A 17,887-nucleotide genomic window follows, 5' to 3' on the forward strand; every position below is an offset into this window, starting at 1 on the left:
GGACCCGGAATGTGCGTCCGGTCGCGGCACGGTGACGCGCGTGATCGTCTGGATCAGCTCGCCCGGTGACCCGGATCAGAGCTGCAAAGGGAGGAACGGGCTTGGGGCGCCGTGGTAGGTGATGACCAGGGCATCGCGGGCGCGGGTGGCGGCTACGAAGAGCAGGGATCGGTCCTTCTTGCGTTCGCGGTCGTAGCGGTGGGGGTCGGTGTCCTGGATGCGGTCGAGGAAGCCGCGGGGGATGTAGCCCTGGCTGGCGGCGGCGATGATCAGTTGTCGGTACTCGAGGCCCTTGAAGCGGTGCATCGTGCCGACGTGGACGGCGTTCGTGTCCGCGCCGGTGGTCGGACCGTCGGGTCCGATCTCGACGGCTTCGACGCCGTCGGCTGCCAGGGTGGCGAGTACGTCGGCCGCCAGGGCACGGGTGGGGACGCAGACGGCGATCCGGCCGCCGGACTGGGTGATGGTGCCGGGTTGGGCGTCGCCGAGCCATGCCCGGACCTGGGCGCTGATTGTGTGCTGTTCCTCGGCCCAGGTGTCGTGGCGGAGACGCTCAGGCTCGTCGCCGCTGAGCAGGCTGCGGTAACCGGCGAGGTCCTCGGCGCCGTCGTCGAGGTTGTCGTAGCTTTCGCCATGCAGGAGCTGAAGGGCGAACTTCAGGATCTGGCGGGTGGTCCGATAGCTGAGTGTCAGCTTGTGGGAGCGGCCCCGGATGTTCACGCCCAGGCTGCCGAGGCTGACGACGTTGTCGTAGATCCGCTGGTGGGTGTCGCCGACGAGGAACATGTCGTTGATGCCGGGCGCGACCATGGCGCGCAGCAGCTTCCAGTGCGCCGGGCTGAGATCCTGGGCCTCATCGACGATCACATGGCGGTAGCGGTGACGCGTTCCGGGACCGGACTGCTCCGCCATGCCGTCGGCGGCAGCCGCCGCGGCCCGGTCGGCGCGGGCGATCTCCAGCTCGGCCGCGCGCTCGGCGACCTGCTGCCAGGTCCACACGTTCTGGTCGGCCAGCCGCTTGGTGAACCGCTCGGTCAGCTGCCAGACCACGTCGCGGTCCTGGCGGGTGAGCTGCCGGCCGCGGCCTGGGCGCCGCGCCCGGAAGTAGTCGGCGCGGGAGCGCAGCACCTGGCCGAGGATGACCTGGGACCATTCGGCGGCGAGGAACTCGGCGCTGAAGCGGGTCTCGCCGAGTTCGAGGAGCATCGCCTTCCACTCGCGGATCTCGGCGTCCTGGCCGATGGTGCTCCGCCTGGAGTCATCGGCCTCGGACACGACCCGGGCGGCGAGACTGTCGATGTTGACGATGTCGACGCGCGCGGTGTGCCCGGCGCCGGCCAGCTCCAGCAGCCGGGTGCGCAGATCGGCGGCGAGGTTCCGGTTGAACGTGGTGAGGAGAATCGACTTGCCGGTCGTTCCTTCCGGCAGGTCGATCGCCAGGTGCAGAGCCCGGTGCAGGGCGACGATCGTCTTGCCGGTTCCCGGTCCACCGCTGATCCGCGCCGGTCCGTTGTAGGTGTTGTCCGCGAGCTTGCGCTGGGTCGGATGCAGGAAGACCTGCCACCGGGCGAAAGACTCGGCGAGGATCGCGCGCAGCGCCTCGTCGTCGCTCGTCACCGGCGTCGACGGCCGGACAACGGCAGCCGCGTAGTCGGTGGTGTCGACGGGTTCCGGCGCGGTGACCGGTGTGGTGACGATCTCCATGACCTCGTCGGCGGTCTTGCCGTCGTAGAGCGCCATGAGGACGTCGGACGTCAGTTGCGGCACGCAGTCGACGAACTGGAGCAGCTGGTCCTCGGTGGTGAGCTTCCGGATCGACGGGAGCAACGGCTCCGCGACGCCGAGTTGCAGCAGCGTGGCGTCGTCGACGTCGGGGAAAAGGCTTGCACCCTGTTCCGGGATGACCGGGTCGGCCGGGGTGGACCTGGGCGACGTCCCGGGTTGGGGTTCGGCTTTGCCGAGGACGCGGCCGACGATGCTGTTGCCGACGGCGGCCAGGTCGACGACCTCGATGCCGCCGGTCACCCGGTTGATCTCGTAGGCGTAGCGGTCGAGGTCGTCGTAGACCTCCTTGCGGTCCTTGACCGAGACCAGGAGATAGTCGCCACCGCCGACGTGCAGCAGCAGCGCCCGGTGGTCCTGGCCGACGCGGGCCGAATAAAGGCGCGAGCCGCCCTTGAGCTGCTTGAACCGAAGTGACGGGTGGTTCGGATCGGCACGGAACTTCGACTGGAACTCGTACACCGCACCCTTCACGACCCGCGGCAGTTCGAGGATCTCCTTGTCGGCCCGGTCGAGGATCCGCAGGGTGACTCGGACCTGGGTACTCACCGTGTGCTCTCCTGATCCTCGGCCAAGTCCGCTTCGCCGACGGTATTGACGATGCTGTTCCGTGGGTCGTTCGACGGGACGGGCCGACGGCCGACATCGCGATGGATCCGGGCGGCCAGATCCGTGGCGGTCCAGCCGGTCGCTGGTCGGACGTCCCAGCCGGCCTCCCGGTAGGCCTGGTCCCGGTTGACGGCCTCCTGGTCGGACTCGTCGACAGGGGCGAGAACGACACCGATCCGCGCGTCCGGCCAGGCCAGCTCCGCCTGCCAGGCACTCGCGCCCAGCTCGAATCCGACCTCGGGCACCGGAACGGCGCCGGCAGCATCCATGGCGTGTCCGGCCAGGGCCTGGACGAGTTCGACAAGCCCAGGTTCGTCGGGGTCGACCAGGGCAAGCACTTCCCGCCACGCGGGGTCGGTGAGCGTGCCTGGCCCGCTCGCGGAGCGTGCGGGCCGCGCGGGTGTCGTCGGGCGACCGAGCCAGGTGGAGGTCTCCTGGTCGAGTGCCCGCGCCGCCTGTGCGTCGTCGAAACCGGCACCCTCGGCGGCGGCGAGCAGGGTCGGATCGAAGTCGTCGAGGCCGGTGACGGTGAGCTGGACGGCGTCGCCGGCGCCGTCAGCGAGGAACTGAACCAGGTTCGTCCAGGCCAGCCACGACGCCCACCGCCGGCCGTGGGCCGACGCGATCCCGGCCCCGTCTAGCCCACCCTCGGCCTGGCCATCGGGTTCGTGGCCCCCCGCTCCATCGGCTTGTTCGTTCGCCGAGCCGACAGCCTCGTCCCGGTCATCGATGACGACCAGTGCGGAGAACACCCGGTTCGCCGCGCCGGCGCGGTCGTCGATCAGGGCGAGCACCGGGCAGCCGACGTCATCCTGCGCCCGCACCACGGTGATCGCTCCGGTGGAACGTGGCGCCTGCCTCCCGCGCAGCCCGGCGACGACGGCCGCGGGAACACCGGGCGCATTGACCGGTGTCCGGGTGACGCCCGTGGTTTGGAGCAGACCGGCGACCGTCGCCTCGGCTCGCTTCCGCCACCGGTCGCTGTCCGGGTCCGCGAGGAAGGCGAGGAGCTGGTCGACCGGGTTGACCCAGACGTACCGGTCCAGTTCGTCGGCCGGTCGCGAGGCCGTGAGCTGCCGGTAGATGCCGTGCGCCAGCTGCTGGGCCCGGCCCTGGTAGGGCGCGCGCGCCGGGGAGGGCGTGCCCGGCGTCCTGGTGCGCCACTCGTCGACGTCGTTCCAGGTGAGCTGGAAGACCCGCACCCCGTGGGCGCGCAGCCGGGAGCGTTTGTCGGCGTCGTCGGCGAGCCGGTTGTGCTCGGCGGAGGCGTGGTAGCGGAAGCCGTCAAGGTAGATGGCGGCCTCCATGGGAGGGCCGTCGAGCCGGGCGAAATGCACGTCGGGCCGGGTGCCGGCGATGGTGTGTTGCAGCCGCATCCGCCAGTGCGCGATCCCGCCGTCGGGCCCGGTGATCCGAAGTTCGGCGGCCCGGACGCCGCCCGCGATGATCGTGCTCGCGCTCAGCGTCCCAGGGGTGTCTGCGCGGGCTGCCCAGGCCCGTAGCCCGTCGAGGAACCGGGCTTCCAGCTCGCTTTCCACCAGGTGGATCATCGACGCTTGGTCGGCGGGGGCGCTGTCCGTGACCTCCCACTCGTCGAGCAGCTCGCGCAGGACGGCGACGGCCTCGGCCCGCTGGATCTGGGCGAACTCGTCGCGGCGGGCGTAGCGCAGCAGGCAGCGCGGGCAGCCCGACCGACCGGCGTCGGCGCAGGGGCAGTTCTCGATCGCGTCGAGGGCCGCGGTCAGGACCCGGTGGAAGCTGTCCGGGTTAGCGAGCCGGTGCAGGTAGCCAGTGCCGCCCGGCTGGCTGTCATAGAGGACGAGGAACTGGCGGGTCGTTCCGGTCGCGGCGTCGGGCATGACCGCGGACGTGAGCCGCAGGTGGTCGGGGCTGCCCCGGTACGCGCGGGCGATCCCGAGCCGCAGCGCCGCCGCGAAGGACGCCCGCCGGGTCGTGATCGACTGGGTGAGGGCAGGCACCAGGATGCGAATAGCCTCGGTGCGCAGCTCGTCCGCGAGCAGCAGCGGCTGGTGGCGTGCCGACGTCGGAGTACGGCGGTGTCGGCAGTAGAGCCGGTGGTGCTCATGGCCGCGTAGCCCGTCGCCGGACTCCGACCGTTCGCCGTTCATGGTCCCCGGGCCTTCGGCGTTCTGGCCGAAGCCAGCGCCGCTGGCCGTGGTCGCGGGCGGGCCGTCCACGGCGGTACCGCCGCAGTCGACGCACACCTGGAACGGGTTGAGCGACACCGTCTCGCCGGCGAAGAGGTCAGTCGGGTTCCGGTCGGGCCGGGTCGCGCCGAGGTTGAACGTACGGACGATGGCGGGACGGGCATAGTCGACGCCGAACGTCGCGCCAGTGTGCCGCCAGGAGCGGAAGATCCGCGCCGGATCGACGTCGACGGTGGTCAGCGTCGTGTAGAAACGGCCCTCGCGGTCGTCAACCTCGTCGCGGATTCGGACGTCGTCGCGCCGGTCGATCGCGGTGACCCGGGTCGGGCGGAGCACGGTGAACTTCGAGCCGGAGTCGCCGATGCCGGTCTGCCGGCAGCGGTCGCACGGCCCGGTGCTGTCGACGAGGTGGCCATAGGAGTCCTGCGACCCGCCCGACGAGCCGACGGCCAGGTCTGGCTGGGGGGTGCGCACGAAGCCGCAGGCGGGGCAGATGCGCCACGTCTCCCAGGCGGGCTTCGTCCGCGGGCCGATGTCGAGGCCGGTGACGCGGTGGGCGTAGCCGCGGACGTAGTACGTGTTACCAGGAGCGATCTCGGTCAGTGCCTGGCGGACAGGGCGGTCGTACTCGCGGACCTCGCTGACGTACCGGCGCTCGCCGTCGGCGCTCTGCTCCTCCCAGGTGAGGGTGGCCTCCAGCGTCGTCGCGCCGTCGAACAGTGCGTAGTTCGGCAGCAGACCCAGGTCGACGAGGGTGCCGTGCGCCGATCGCCCGGTGATCTCGCCGGCGAGGCGGGCGAGCGCGCCCCGCTGCGCGGACAGGGCCCGGTAGTCGCGGCGCTGGTCGTCGTCGGACTGCAGCAGACCGGCGCGGGCCTGGTCGATGACGTCGAGCCGGCCGCGCAGGCTCGCGATCCGCTGCTCCCACGCCGCCACGGCCGCATCGATCGTGTCCCGCAGGCCGCCGACGGCGAACTCGCGCAGCTCGGCGGCGGCCGTCGCGCTTAGCCGCGCGCCGCCCCCACCGGCTGTGTTCTCAGCCCAGGTGGTTTCGTCGCCGGTGGCGGCACTGTTGTCGGCGCTGTCGGCAGGCGCGTTCTCGGCGGGACTGTCGTCGGTGACGCCGAACAGGCCGAGGAAGTTCTCGACCTCAGCCGCGCCGATTTTCAGCGCGGCGAGGGTGAAGTCCGCGAGCCAGCCGTCGAGCCCGAACAGCGCCCCCGCCCGGCGCGGCAGCGAGCGAGCCCCGGGCAGCCGGTCGCGGGCGGCGAGGTCGACCAGGTGGGCGAAGTACTGGCGGCGCAGGATCTCGATGGCCGACAGGTACGTGCCTGGTGGCGCGATCTCCCCGGCGATCATGTCGCGGGGCTCCGTCAGGTAGTACTGCTCCCGCTCACCCCGGCCCAGCAGCGTCAGCACGAACGCGTTGCCGCTTGCCCGGCCCGCGCGGCCGGCGCGTTGGACGTAGTTCGCCGGCCCGGCGGGCAGCGACGCGAGCAGCACGGCCTCCAGCTCGCCGATGTCGATGCCCAGTTCGAGCGTCGGCGTGCAGGAGAGCACGTTCGGGTCGGTGTAGTGGGTGCCGTCGCGGAACTTCCGCTCCACGGTCTCGCGCTGCTCCCGGGTGAGCAGGCCGGTGTGCTCGTCGGTGACGACCCGGAACGCGCCGCTCTCCCGGTAGAGCCGCCGGTAGTAGTCATCGGCGGTCCGCGGCAGCACGGCGTGCCGCAGCGTCCCGGAGCAGCGGTAGCGGTGACACGGCTGGCCGACCCATGTATGAAGCCGCACTGGTGGAACGGTCTGCGTCCACGCGCAGGCATCGCAGCGGACCCCCGCCGCCCGCGCCTGCTCGTCGTCGAGGCTGACGACGCTGAGGTGGCCCGGCTGCAGGCCGTAGACCGTGATCCCCGATGTCGGCGTGGCGCCCCGGCGGGGCTGGCGGGAGTTGCCGAGCGGACGGACGATGACCCGCTGGGCGACCGTGCCCTCCTCAGCGAGGAGGGGGAGCAGTGCGCGCAGATAGTCCGACGCGTGGTCGCGGCTCAGCCCGAGCGTACGGGCCGTCCAGTCCTGGTACCAGTTGCCGGTGCTGGCCAGCACGTCAAATTGGGTGCGTGGCCGGGGCGCCGTCATGAGGAACGCCGGCGCCCCCAGGCCGCGGGGGAACGCGGGCATGCCGTTCGGCCGGCCACCCCAGATCCGGAATCGCCGGCCCCCCTCGGCCAGGTACTTGTCCAACCAGTGGTGATAGACGGCGCCGCGGATCCGCAGCCGCTCCAGCAGGCCCCGCAGATAAGCGTCGTAACGCGCGTCCGTCAGCTCATCGGGCAACAGCGGCTGGACCTGGGAGCGCAGCAGGGTGTCACGGGCCAGGCCGCGGATCCGCGCCGCATCGCGCAGGTCGACCTCGGCCGCGACCGAGCGGGTCAGTTCCAGCGTGCGGCCATTGCGGGACCGTAGGCCGAACTCGAGAACGGTGGCGAAACCGAGCCGGTCGGCCAGCAGCCGCCAGGTGGCGCGCCGGCCCCGTTCCCGGCCCGACAGCAGCGCGTCAACGCCTTCGACGTCGTGCAGTTCGGGCGGGACCAGGGCTGCCAGCGTCTCCGGGTCGGCGGCATCGGCGATCAGGTCCGCGATCAGGTCGTTGAGCGCGACCGGCTGCCCGTCCGTCAGCTGGGCGGCGAGCAACGCCCGCAGCGAGAACGTGAACGCCCGGGCCGCGACGAACCCGGCCCGGTGGGCCGCGTCCTGCACCGAGTCGTTGAACAGCAGTGTGTGCCGGGACTTCCGCGTCGGCAGCTCACCGCCGGTGAACAGCTGGCTGATCGAGACGGATGCCAGGGACGCGAGCCCGGCGCCCAGGTAGCGGATGCCCTGCTCCAGGCCACAGGCCGGGCAGCGGTCCGCCTCCGCGCCGGCCTCATCGGCGAACGCGCACAGCACCGCAACCCCCGCCTGCGCGGCCGAGGGGTCGTAGACATGTAGCGCGGTGCCCGAGGCGTCGAGGATCATCACCGGGTTCTCGGCCGGCGCGGCGCGCTCCTGCCCGGTCGCCTGGATCAGCGCCCGGACCCGCTTCTTCTCCCGGCCCACCCCAGCCCGGTAGATCTTGGTCGGGTCGGCGACGAGCTCGTACGGGTTGCGCTCCGGCGACAGTGCCGCCCAGCCGGACCGGCCACAGTGCCGGCAGTACACCGCCGGCAGCAGCGGCTGCCCACTGTCCGCGACCACCGGTACGGCCGACGCCGCCGCGTCGCCGGATGCGGCCGGGACCGTCGGGGCGTCGCCGTCGTCCATCGCAGCCGTCGTCGCGAGATCCAACGCCGGCGTCGGCGCTGGACGCTGCTCGCCGTCCCACGCGAACGCAGGCCCCGCAGCGACCGCGCGCAGCAGCCGGGAGACGGCCCGCACCCACAGGTGGGTCTCCACCGCGACGAGCGGCCGGTCTGGGTTATCCGGGTCGCGGGCCGCCGACAGCAGCGCGACGAACCGGGCCAGCGCCGCCGCCGCGACCTCCGGCTGGCTGGTCAGGGCCACACCCCAGGCACGCAGGTCCTCGCGGGGGAAACCTTCCAACGCCTCGCCGGCGGTCCGCGGCAGGTCGCCGAGCAGGCGCAGCACGGCGCGGGTCAGCTTGTGCCGGCGCAGCAGCGCGCCCAGCAGCGTCGGCGTCAGCGGCCCCTCGGCCGCCGCCGGGCCGAGCACGGCGACGGCCAGCGGGCGCATCGCCTGCAACTGGCGGGCGCGAACGACCTCGTCCTCGGTGGGGCCGGCGAGGCCGAGCGCGGGACCGTCCAAAGGCAACGCGGCGAGAGCGGCCGGATCCGGGTCGGGGAGCGACAGGTCTGGTTCCTGGAGCACCTCGGCCGGGGAGAGCCGGTCCTCACCGATCACCGAGGTCTCGTCGAACGGCGTTCCGAAGATCTCCTCGGCGACGGCACGGATCGCCAGCGCCGTGTCGTCCGCGATCGCGCCCGAGCCGAGTGTCGCCGAAGTCGCCACCGGGCAGACCGGGCCGAGCGGCCGGCCGGGCCGGGCCACGCCGGTGACCGCGCCGAGGCGGCGCAGCAGCATCGCGACGTCGGTGCCCTGCGCGCCGTCATAGGTGTGGAACTCGTCGAGCACGACGTATGCCAGGCCGCTGTCCTGCCAGAGCGGCACATCCTGCGGGCGGTGCAGCAGCTGGTCGAGCATCTTGTAGTTCGTGATCAGAATGTCGGGCGGGGCGCGGCGGATCGCTGCACGGTCGGTTAGCACCCGGCGGTAGCCCTCTGCAGGAGTGTCCCCGATGTAGAGGCCGGCCGTGACGGCGGCCAGGTCTTCGTGCTCCAGGTAGGCGTTCAGACGGGCCGTCTGGTCGGAGGCCAGCGCATTCATCGGGTAGAGCAGCAGCGCCTTCACACCCCGACGGCTCGCAGCGGCCTCGCGACGGCAGTGATCGAGTATCGGCACCAGGAACGCCTCGGTCTTGCCCGAGCCGGTGCCCGTCGTGAGTACGGTCGGCTCGGCCGGGCCGTGCTTCGTCGACAGCCGGGCGAACGCCGCCGCCTGGTGCGCCCGCGGCGTCCACCCCTTGCCCGGAGCCCAGTCGACATGCTCCCGCCAGCCGTCCTCGGCATCGCGGAACGGCATCCGGACCCGGATGTAGGGGCCGCGGTAGATCCCGTACTCCGGATCGTCGAGAAACGCCGCCAGCGCCGCCTGCTCCCCCGAGTCGGTGAGCGCGAACGTTGTCGTCAGGTACTGCGTCAACGACCGCCGCAGTCCCTCGGCCGCGATCGTCGGCCTCATCCGACGGCCTCCGTGGCTACAGGTTCCTCGGACTCCCGCCAGCCAGCGTCCCGGGCGGCCTGCAGCCGAGCCGAGAAGACAGCGTGCGCGGCCCGCATCTCGACCTCCCGGTCGGCCTTGTAGAAGGGGGCGACGTAGCCGGCGGGCGGGAGCCTGCGTTTCGGGTCCTCCAAGTGCGCCTGCAGCTCAATCCAGTCCGCTTTTTTCTGACCGTGTCCAAAGTTGTTGTAATATGATCCGATTTTGCGTCCGTTCGAGTCGAACCAGGTTTCAGCCTCGTAGTCGACAAGCTGTGGGAAGCGTGAGCGATAGAGAGCTACAAGCGCATCGGCGGTTATCCCAAGCCACGTGGCCACGATGGCGTCGATCTCGACAAGGGCGGCTCGCCGGGAGTATTCTGTTCTCAATGGCGCTTCCTCGGCCCATGCCGAAGTAACGCTGCCGAGCGCCGAGATTCGTGGCCACGGGACGGCCCATTCCTCTGACGATCTCCATAGATCGTCGTATAGCTCTGCCCAGAGCGATGAGTACGCATCAGTCAGACAGTTGAGGCGGAGGGTCCGCAGTAGGAGCGATGAGGCTAGCGGGTGACCGGATGATCCGGCTGGCAGTGAGCGCGCGTCGGATTGCCTAAGGTCGCCACGTCCGGAAATACGGATAACGTAGTCGAGTGGGAGACTGCTCCAAAAGCCTACGGCCAGCGCGGTGTCACGGGCGGAGGCGTACCCAAGCGAATGGACCGCGTCAATGTGCGCGGGGCCGGGCGGAAGTAGCGCCGCGTAGAGCGATCGCTCGGTATTCGCGGCGATGCGGCGGCGCCAGAAAACTCTGTAGTAGTCCGTATACGGATGCCCGGCCCACGTATCTTGAGCCGACAGGAACTTTTCTCGGGGGCAGCCACGAATGTAGTCCGTTGTCGGTATGGAGTCCGCCGAGAGCGCCGTTATCGGAACCGGATAGTCACCAGCGCCGGTCTTTGGCGGCTGCTTCGCGATTGGCGTAGAGACGTTGATCTGGGGCCCGCGAATGATTACCTCGCCCCAGCTGCGGGGGGCCTGGAAATTGGCTCGTATGATTCCATCATTCTTCGCGCCGGACTCGTCGTAGCCTCGACTTATCCACGGATTTCCTGTTCCAACTCGGCGCGGCCAGCGTGCTAGCGCCTCGATTGCTCTCTGCTCATCCGTATTTAGCGGGAAGAGGAGGCGACTGCCGAGAGGGTCTGCATCCGGCTCTTCCCCCAGTCGGCTCCAGTTCGCCAACACTTCTCTATCGACGAGTACTACGCGCTTCTTGTGTGGGCGAACATCCCAATGCCCGTGATGCTTCATTCCGGGCGCCTCTCCTGCGCCTTCATGACTTAGCGATCCCGTCAGTACCGAAGGATCGTATAGCCAGCTAAGATGGGTGAATGAAACGTCCCTGGGCTGGCCGTAGATGTGAACGCCGAATTGCTTATTCCAGTCGATATCGCTGAAGATGAGTCGGCGGTTATGGAAGTGAGAATGCAGCCGGAGGCGCCGGTAGGTCGCCGCGCGCAGTCGACGTTCCTGTGTTCCGGTCAAATGTGTGTCCGGGTGGATCATTCCACTGGTTCCGTTGATTCCAGAGTGCCGGAAAACCTGGATCATGAAGGCGCGGTAAAGGTTCGGCTGCGAGCCCACCAGGAGGTCGTAGGTGATCGGGGAGCTGAGCAAGGCGACCAGACCCGTGTTGGAAGCCAACTCGTCCAGCAGGTACGCCCGCGTGGAGGACACCGAAAGCCGTGTCGACTTTCGTGACTTCCAAATCTCGACGGGCGGCTGGTCGTCCAGCATGAACCACGGGTCATGCTCGGCGAGGACCGCGCCTTCCTCCCAGCGTGGACGGACCCAGGGAGGATTTCCTACCTGGAGGTCGAAGCCACCGTGCTTGAAGACCTGGGCGAACTCGACTTCCCAGTGGAAGAAGCCCTGGCGTTTGGCGATCTGGTCGACGGTTTCCAGCCAGGGGAAGAGTTCCGGGAGGCGGGTCCAGTCCTCCTGGCCCATCCACGCGGCCAGGCCGTCCTCGTAGTCCTCGAGGGCGTCGAGGGACGTGAACTGGCTGACCAGGGAATCCTGGGCGACGTCGCCCCGGCCGACCAGGGCGGTGGCGAAGCGGATCCAGTCGTCGAGGCTCGCCAACGGGACGGCGCCGCGGAACCGTTCCGGGCGCTTCGTCGCCTTCCCGCCGGACGACGCGGACCGGCCGTTCGCGGCGGCGGGCGGGGCGAGCGTCAGGCCGGCCTCCTCGCCGAAGATCGACAGCTCTTCCCACGTCACGACCCTGGTCGCGTCGTCGTCGGCCGCGGGGCGGCGCTCAGCCGCCGGCTCGGGGGCGGCGCTGGTGACGGTGAGCGGGGCGCGGCCGTAGTCGGGAGCGGTGCCGTCCAGCAGCGCGGCCCCGTCGACGGGCCAGAACCAGAGGGCGCACCAGGCGTCCATCAGCTTCTTCAGCCGCCAGTACGGCGTGCCGGGCGCCTCCAGGTCGTCCTTGATCTTCTGGCGGGAGACCAGCTCGCGGACCTCGGGGAGGTCGTCGGCGCCCCAGACGTTGATCTGGCGGCGGATCTCGCGTTCGGAGATCTCCAGGCGCTGCTGGACGAGGCTCCACAGGTACTCGACGCGCCGGGCGAGCGCGGCCAGCTGGTCCGCCTGGCTGGGTGCGCTCTTCTTGCCCTTCGTTGTTGGCGCCTTTGTGATGGCGCGGCGCCATGCGGCGAGTTTCTTCGCGTCTACGGGCGCGAGTTCCTTGGCTTCCTTCTCGGCGGCGACCGCGCCCCAGCCGGTGGCGGGCAGCAGGAAGTGGTGGATGGCCCCGGCGGGCAGCTCGCCGTCGCGGAACGGGTGGTCGACGGGCGCGGTGTTTAGCCACGAGCGGTCGGCCAGCGTGGCGGGCAGGTAGTAGCGGCGGCCGGCGCCGACGAGGGAGTTGCCGCGGCGTAGGTGCAGGCCGAACCACGGTGCCTGCAGGCCGGCGTGCATAACGTTCAGCCAGAGGGAGACGTCGGCGAGCTCGATGGCGGTGGCGTTCAGGTCGACGCCGTAGCTGTTGTGCAGGGCGATGTAGGCCTTGGCCTTCTGCAGCTCGACGGTGTAGCTCTCCGGGTCGAGTGTTTCCTTCTTCTCCTCCTGGCGCCGGCGCAGGTACTCGGCGGCGACCTGGTTGATGGCCTCGTTGAGGAACGCGCCGGAGCCGAGGGCCGGCTCGCAGATCGTCCAGTCGAGCATGTCGCGGGCCTTGAAATCCGGGCCGGCTTCCTCGATCCGGTATTTCAGTGCGAGCTGGACGGTGACCTCGGTGAGCGACTGCGGGGTGTAGTAGGAGGCCGACGTCTGCCGGTCGCGCCCGGAGAGCCGGTAGACGAACGAGCCGGCCGGGTACCGCCGGCGTTCGTCAGTGCGGTGACCGTCGTCGTCGACTGTGTGGACGAACACCTCGGCCGGGTAGTCGTGGGCCTTGGAGGCGGGCACCGTCCAGGAGCCGTCCTTCGGGTCGCCGCCCTTCGCGACCTCGTAGAGGTCCTCGCCGGCGATGAAGCCGGAGTAGGACATCAGCCCCTCGTAGACCGCGCCCAGCTGGTTGATCCCGAGTTGGGCGTAGGAGATGAACCCTGCCCGCTTGCGCCCACCCCCCTTGATCTTCCGGCCACCCTTGGTGATCATGAGGCGGCGCAGGACCCGGTAGAGGACGGCGTTGCGCAGCCGGGTGTCGATCGGCGGCCGCGGCCCGCCAGCAGTGTCCTCGTCCTCGTCGTCGGGCCAGGGCAGCGACTGGCCGATCAGCGTGATGGCGTCGGGGGCGAACAGGTCGGAGCGCAGCGGCTCGAACCGGATGCCCTCCCCCTCGCTGACTTTCGGCGCCGCCCGGCCGGCGCGCCGCCGCGCCTCGGCGTCGGCCTTTGCCTCCTCGGCCGCCGCCCTGTCGGACGTGGGTCCTCCTTCGGTGGCTGCGGCATCGGTGTCGGTATCGGCGTGCGTGTGACCGTCTGGGGGCGTCGCGCCGTGTGCGCGGTAGCCGTCGTTGACGACGCGGAACAGCAGGTCCAGCGAGTCGAACAGGTGAGTGCCATGACGCGAGGCTGGGCCGGGGGGCAGCCGGCGGGAGACCAGGTCGCCGAGTCGGGCCAGGCTGTACCCGTCGACGTACTCGGGATGGTCGACCGGGAGGACGTGTAGCTCGGGGCGGGCCTCGGCGTAGAGGAGGACAAGGATCCGGTAGAGGTAGCGCAGCGCTTCCCTTGTCAGCCGGGTGCCGAGGGACTCCAGGTCGTCGATCTGCTCGGGGCGGATGCCGGCCTCGGCGAGCCGGGCGAGGACCTCGTTCGCGATCAGCTCGACGGACTCTCGCAGCCCATTGCGCAGTTCGGCGGTCACGCCGACGGCCTGCTTCTGCGAGCCCGCGATCAGGTCGGCGAGCGGCTCGGCACCGCCGGCCTCCGGCGGGCACAGCGCGTCGGCGCCGAACAGCGCCGCGATCACGTCCAGTTCGCCGCCGGGCTTCGTGTCGTTGCGACCGAACGCCACGTCGAGGTTCGCGGCGAGGAAGCGCGCCTCGCCCCAGGTCCGCCGGTCGGCGAGGATGACGACCGCGCCGGCGAGCAGCAGCACGAAGCGGGGCGGCTCGTCGGTGGCGAACAGGTGCGAGACGAGGCGCATCCCGTGGGTGACCCGCTCACGTGGGCCCAGGTCGACGGGGTCCAGCAGGCGACCGGCCCCGGCCGGATCGACCGCGGCGTCGATCTCGGTGGCCCAGCCGCACTCGACCGCCCACACCCCGTCGACCGCGGCGGCGAGCGGCACGGCGACTTCGACGCCGGCGAGTACGACGGTGCGGGTGTGCCGGTCAGGCTGGAAGCAGAGCGCGCCGAGGATGTGGTCGTGCAGCCGGTGCAACTGCTGGGCACGTTCGGCGTTGTCGCTGTTGCCGTTGAGCCCGACCAGGCCGCTCTTGCGGTCGTAGTAGGTCTGCCGCAGGCCGCGCAGCCCGGCTCGCGGCGTGACCGCGACCTCGACCGCGACGGTCGTCTCCTCGGCGGCCTGGCCGCCGTCGCCGGCAAGGACGAACCGATGGTCGATAGCGGCGGCCTCCGCGACGACGACCTTGCCTTCACTACTGGGGGTCGAGCCGGCGGCCGCGTCACCGTCGGTGGTCGTGGTGCCATAGCCGGGGTCGGCCTCGGGTTCGACGAGCGTGGCCGTGACGGCCGGAACCACGGCGGCCTTCTCCCGCTCGGCCCAGCGCGCGGCGACCGACTTGCGGATCTCGCCGGGGAGGACCTCGTCGAGGAAGTACGGCGAGAGGTACTCGCCGCGGTTCGTCAGCGCGTCGAAGCTCATCGGGACGCTCCCGTCGGGATCTGGGCGGGGACGGCCGGGGCAAGGACAGCGAGGACCCGCAGCAGCGGCTCGCCGGTGGTGCGCAGGCGTTCGACCAGGTCGCGCTGCCGCTTCTCGGTGTCGCGCACCCGCTGTTCGCGTTTCGTCAGCTGGCGGGCGGCCGGCCCGTCGTCCCGCCGCTCGGCTCCCTGCTGTTCGAGGTCGAGGGGCAGGCTGGTCTGCACCCACCGGTCCAGGCGGGACAGGTACCCGTTGAGCGGCTCGGCGACCTGCGCGTTCCAGTCGGCCCGCCGGGCCTCGAGGTGTGCCCTCGCGGCGGCGACCACGTCCGGGACCAGGGCCTCGAGCGGGGCGAGGTCGACGGCGGCCTGGGTGTTGGTCATGTCCGGGCCGACCTTGGCCGCGGCCAGTGCCGTCTCCATCGGGCGGATGCGGTCCGGGCCGGGCCGGCCACGGACCGCCATCCACTCGACCACCGTCGGCTGGCCGAATTCGTTGCAGTACACGCCCTGGACGAGGAACTCCGGCTCGTCGACAGGCACGGTCAGCACCGGGGCCTGCTGCCGGTCGAGCCGGACCAGCACCTTGTCGACCAGCCAGTCGACGACCGGGTGGATATCGGTGATGAAGCCCTTATCGGGCCAGAGCGTCTCGCGACCGCGGCGGGACGCGGCCAGTGCCTCGCCCGCCTCGGTCTTGTCGAACGTCAGGCGTAGCTTCAGGTTCCCGTGCTGATCGCGCAGCCGGGCCAGATAGCTCCGGGGCAGGTCGGAGAGCCGCGCCTCCAGGTCCTCCGGCGCGTCGAACGACCTGAAGGCGCCGTCGCGCCTCAGGCCGACGGCCTGTTCGGCCTGCTCGTCGTAGACCTCGTTGAATGCCTCGTCGACGAACGCCGCGAGCGTGGTGAAGAGCTGAGGAGGCTTGACCGTCTCCGGCTCCGGGTCGCTGGCGTGCGCCTCGGCGTCCGGGTTCAGATGGGCACCGAGAAGGTCATAGGTCGCCTCCTGGGCGGCCTCGTCCACCTCGTCGGGCTGATCCTCGGACTGGTCGTCGTCAGCCTGGAGGCCGAGCGGGTCGTTGCCGCCGGTCGCCGGGCCGGTCGCGGAGCCGGTCGGCACGGCGCGGCGCGCGGAGCCGGCGGCGAGGGACTCCTCGACCGTGCGCCCGGCGAGGAGATCCTGCATCAGGCGGCGCTCCTCACGCTCCGCCAGGTGCAGGCCGGTGACCTCCTCGGCGGTCCCGAGGGCGACGTAGGCCTCCTCCTCGGCGGCGAGCAGCTTCGCCGCGACGGCCCGGTCGTCCAGGGCACGCGGCGTCGCCGACCGCAGCAGCAGGGCGGCGAACTCGGGGGCGTGGCGCTGGCCGTAGCGGTCGATCCGGCCGTTGCGCTGCTCGATGCGGATGAGGCTCCACGGCACGTCGAAATGGATCAGCCGGTGGCAGGCCCGGTGCAGGTTCACGCCCTCGGAGGCGACGTCACCGGTGAAAAGCAGCCGCACCGGGCTGCCGTCGAGGGAGAACTCCTCGACGACGCGCTGCTGGTCGGCGTCCGTCAGCTTGCCGTGCAGGAGCCGGGCGGCGCCGCCGTTCTCCCGCCGGTTGAACTCCAGGTCGAACGCCGCGTCGCTGAGCCGGCGGTTCGTCGGCAGCTGCGCCAGCGGCAGGCCGAGCCGCGCGGGCACGACCCTGGCGAGCCAGCGCAGGGTCGCCAGCCGTTCCGAGAAGATGACGACGCGGGCATCGGAGCGTGGGCCGACCCCGGCCTTGCGCAACTGTTCGAGCAGCTCGGCGAGCTTCGTCGAGTCGTCATCGGATATCGCGGCCGCCAGCCGATGCAGCTCCTGAAGCCTGGCCTGCTCGTCGGCCCGGTTCTCGGCCTGCCTGTGCGTGGGGGACTTCAGTCGGCTGTCGATCGTCTCCAGCAGTGCGTGGTGCGACGAGAGAAACGCCTTGGCGAGCGTGTACGCGAAAAGCTGCCGCCCGCCGCCGCCTTTCGCCTTCGGCGCCGCCGTGGCCGTGGCCGTGGGCTCGGGCGCCTGGACCCATTGCGCCGTCAGCTCCGCGAAGACCCGCTCCTCCTCCGCGCTGGCCGGACGTTCCAGGCGCAGGGAGTCGCCGCGGTCGGCCCACCGGTCGAGGACCTTGTCCCGGACCTCCGACGAGCGCTTCGTCCGCCGGATGTAGAGGTGCTCGATGTCCTCGGCCTGGTAGGTGTTGAGGTTCGCGATCGCCGCCGGGTCGAGCATCCGGAGCAGCTCGCCGAACGACCGCTTGTTGCCGTTGTGCGGGGTCGCGCTCGCGAGGATCAGGGCCTCGGTCTGCGCGGCGAGCGTCCGCGCGAGCCGGTTACGCAGGCTGTTCGCGCCGATCAGGTTGTGCGACTCGTCGATGACGACCGCGTCCCACCGGGTCTCCTCCAGGTGGTGGCCGTACATGCCGACATTCTTCAACGTGTCGATCGAGACGATGACCCGCTTGAAGTAGGTGAACGGGTTGCGGCCCGCCGGGATCTCCCGCTGGATTCGTTCGATGCCGACCGAGTCGAGCCGCACCAGCGGGATCGAGAACCGCGTCCACAGCTCGTGCTGGAACTGCTCGAGAACATGTTGCGGAGTGACCACCAGCAGCCGCTCGCCCCGGCCACGGCGGATCAGCTCGCCGAGCAGCAGCCCGATCTCCAGCGTCTTCCCGAGGCCGACGACATCGGCGATCAGGATCCGCGGCTGCAAGCCCGCCAGGGCCAGCTGGGCGGGCCGCCACTGGTATTCGAGCTTGTCCAGCAGGAACCCTTCGGTGAGCGTGAGGCGCCGCTCCGCGCGCGGCAGCGGGGTACGCCGCAGCACCGCCTCCAGGTACAGCCGGCTGCGGCGGAACTTCGTCGAGCCGTCCCGGACGAGCTGGGTGTCCTCCGGCCGCAGCGTCACGATCGTGTCCAGGCCCGGGCCGTCGAAGAAGGACGCCTCCAGCCCACGGACGAACTCGGAGGCGCCGACGACGCGCACCAGGTAGCCATCGTGCTGGGTTCGTGTCACCCCACGGACGAGCCATTCCTCGTCCCGGATGAGTACCCGCGCCCCCGGGGCGGGCGGCGCCAACGACGACGGAGGTGCTGTGACCACGAACTACCTCTCTCGGGAAAGCTGCGGTTCTGCCGCGGCGGCGAGCCGTCCGGACCGA

Annotated in this window: 4 protein-coding genes; all 4 read right to left on the reverse strand. The window is 70.7% G+C overall.

What is annotated here, in order from left to right:
• Positions 1-75: 75 nt before the first annotated feature.
• Genes BCD48_RS03920 through BCD48_RS03935 form a run of 4 tightly spaced genes read right to left on the reverse strand, consistent with a single transcriptional unit; the run spans position 76 to position 17,829 of the window.
• A complete protein-coding gene (locus BCD48_RS03920) occupies positions 76-2,331 on the reverse strand; it encodes a UvrD-helicase domain-containing protein (RefSeq protein ID WP_071046847.1) in 2,256 nt (751 codons plus the stop codon).
• The gene (locus BCD48_RS03925) at positions 2,328-9,350 is read right to left on the reverse strand and encodes a DEAD/DEAH box helicase (RefSeq protein WP_071046848.1); all 7,023 of its coding nucleotides are present in this window, start codon (positions 9,348-9,350) and stop codon (positions 2,328-2,330) included. Before BCD48_RS03925 ends, BCD48_RS03920 begins: the two co-directional genes overlap by 4 nt.
• Positions 9,347-14,710, reverse strand: a complete 5,364-nt coding sequence (locus tag BCD48_RS03930) for an Eco57I restriction-modification methylase domain-containing protein (RefSeq protein WP_071046849.1) — start codon at positions 14,708-14,710, stop codon at positions 9,347-9,349. Before BCD48_RS03930 ends, BCD48_RS03925 begins: the two co-directional genes overlap by 4 nt.
• Positions 14,707-17,829, reverse strand: a complete 3,123-nt coding sequence (locus BCD48_RS03935) for an SNF2-related protein (protein ID WP_071046850.1) — start codon at positions 17,827-17,829, stop codon at positions 14,707-14,709. The genes BCD48_RS03930 and BCD48_RS03935 overlap by 4 nt, the downstream gene beginning before the upstream one ends.
• Between the last annotated feature and the right edge of the window lie 58 nt (positions 17,830-17,887).

It is taken from the genome of Pseudofrankia coriaricola, assembly GCF_001854805.1.
Classification (GTDB): Bacteria; Actinomycetota; Actinomycetes; order Frankiales; family Frankiaceae; genus Pseudofrankia.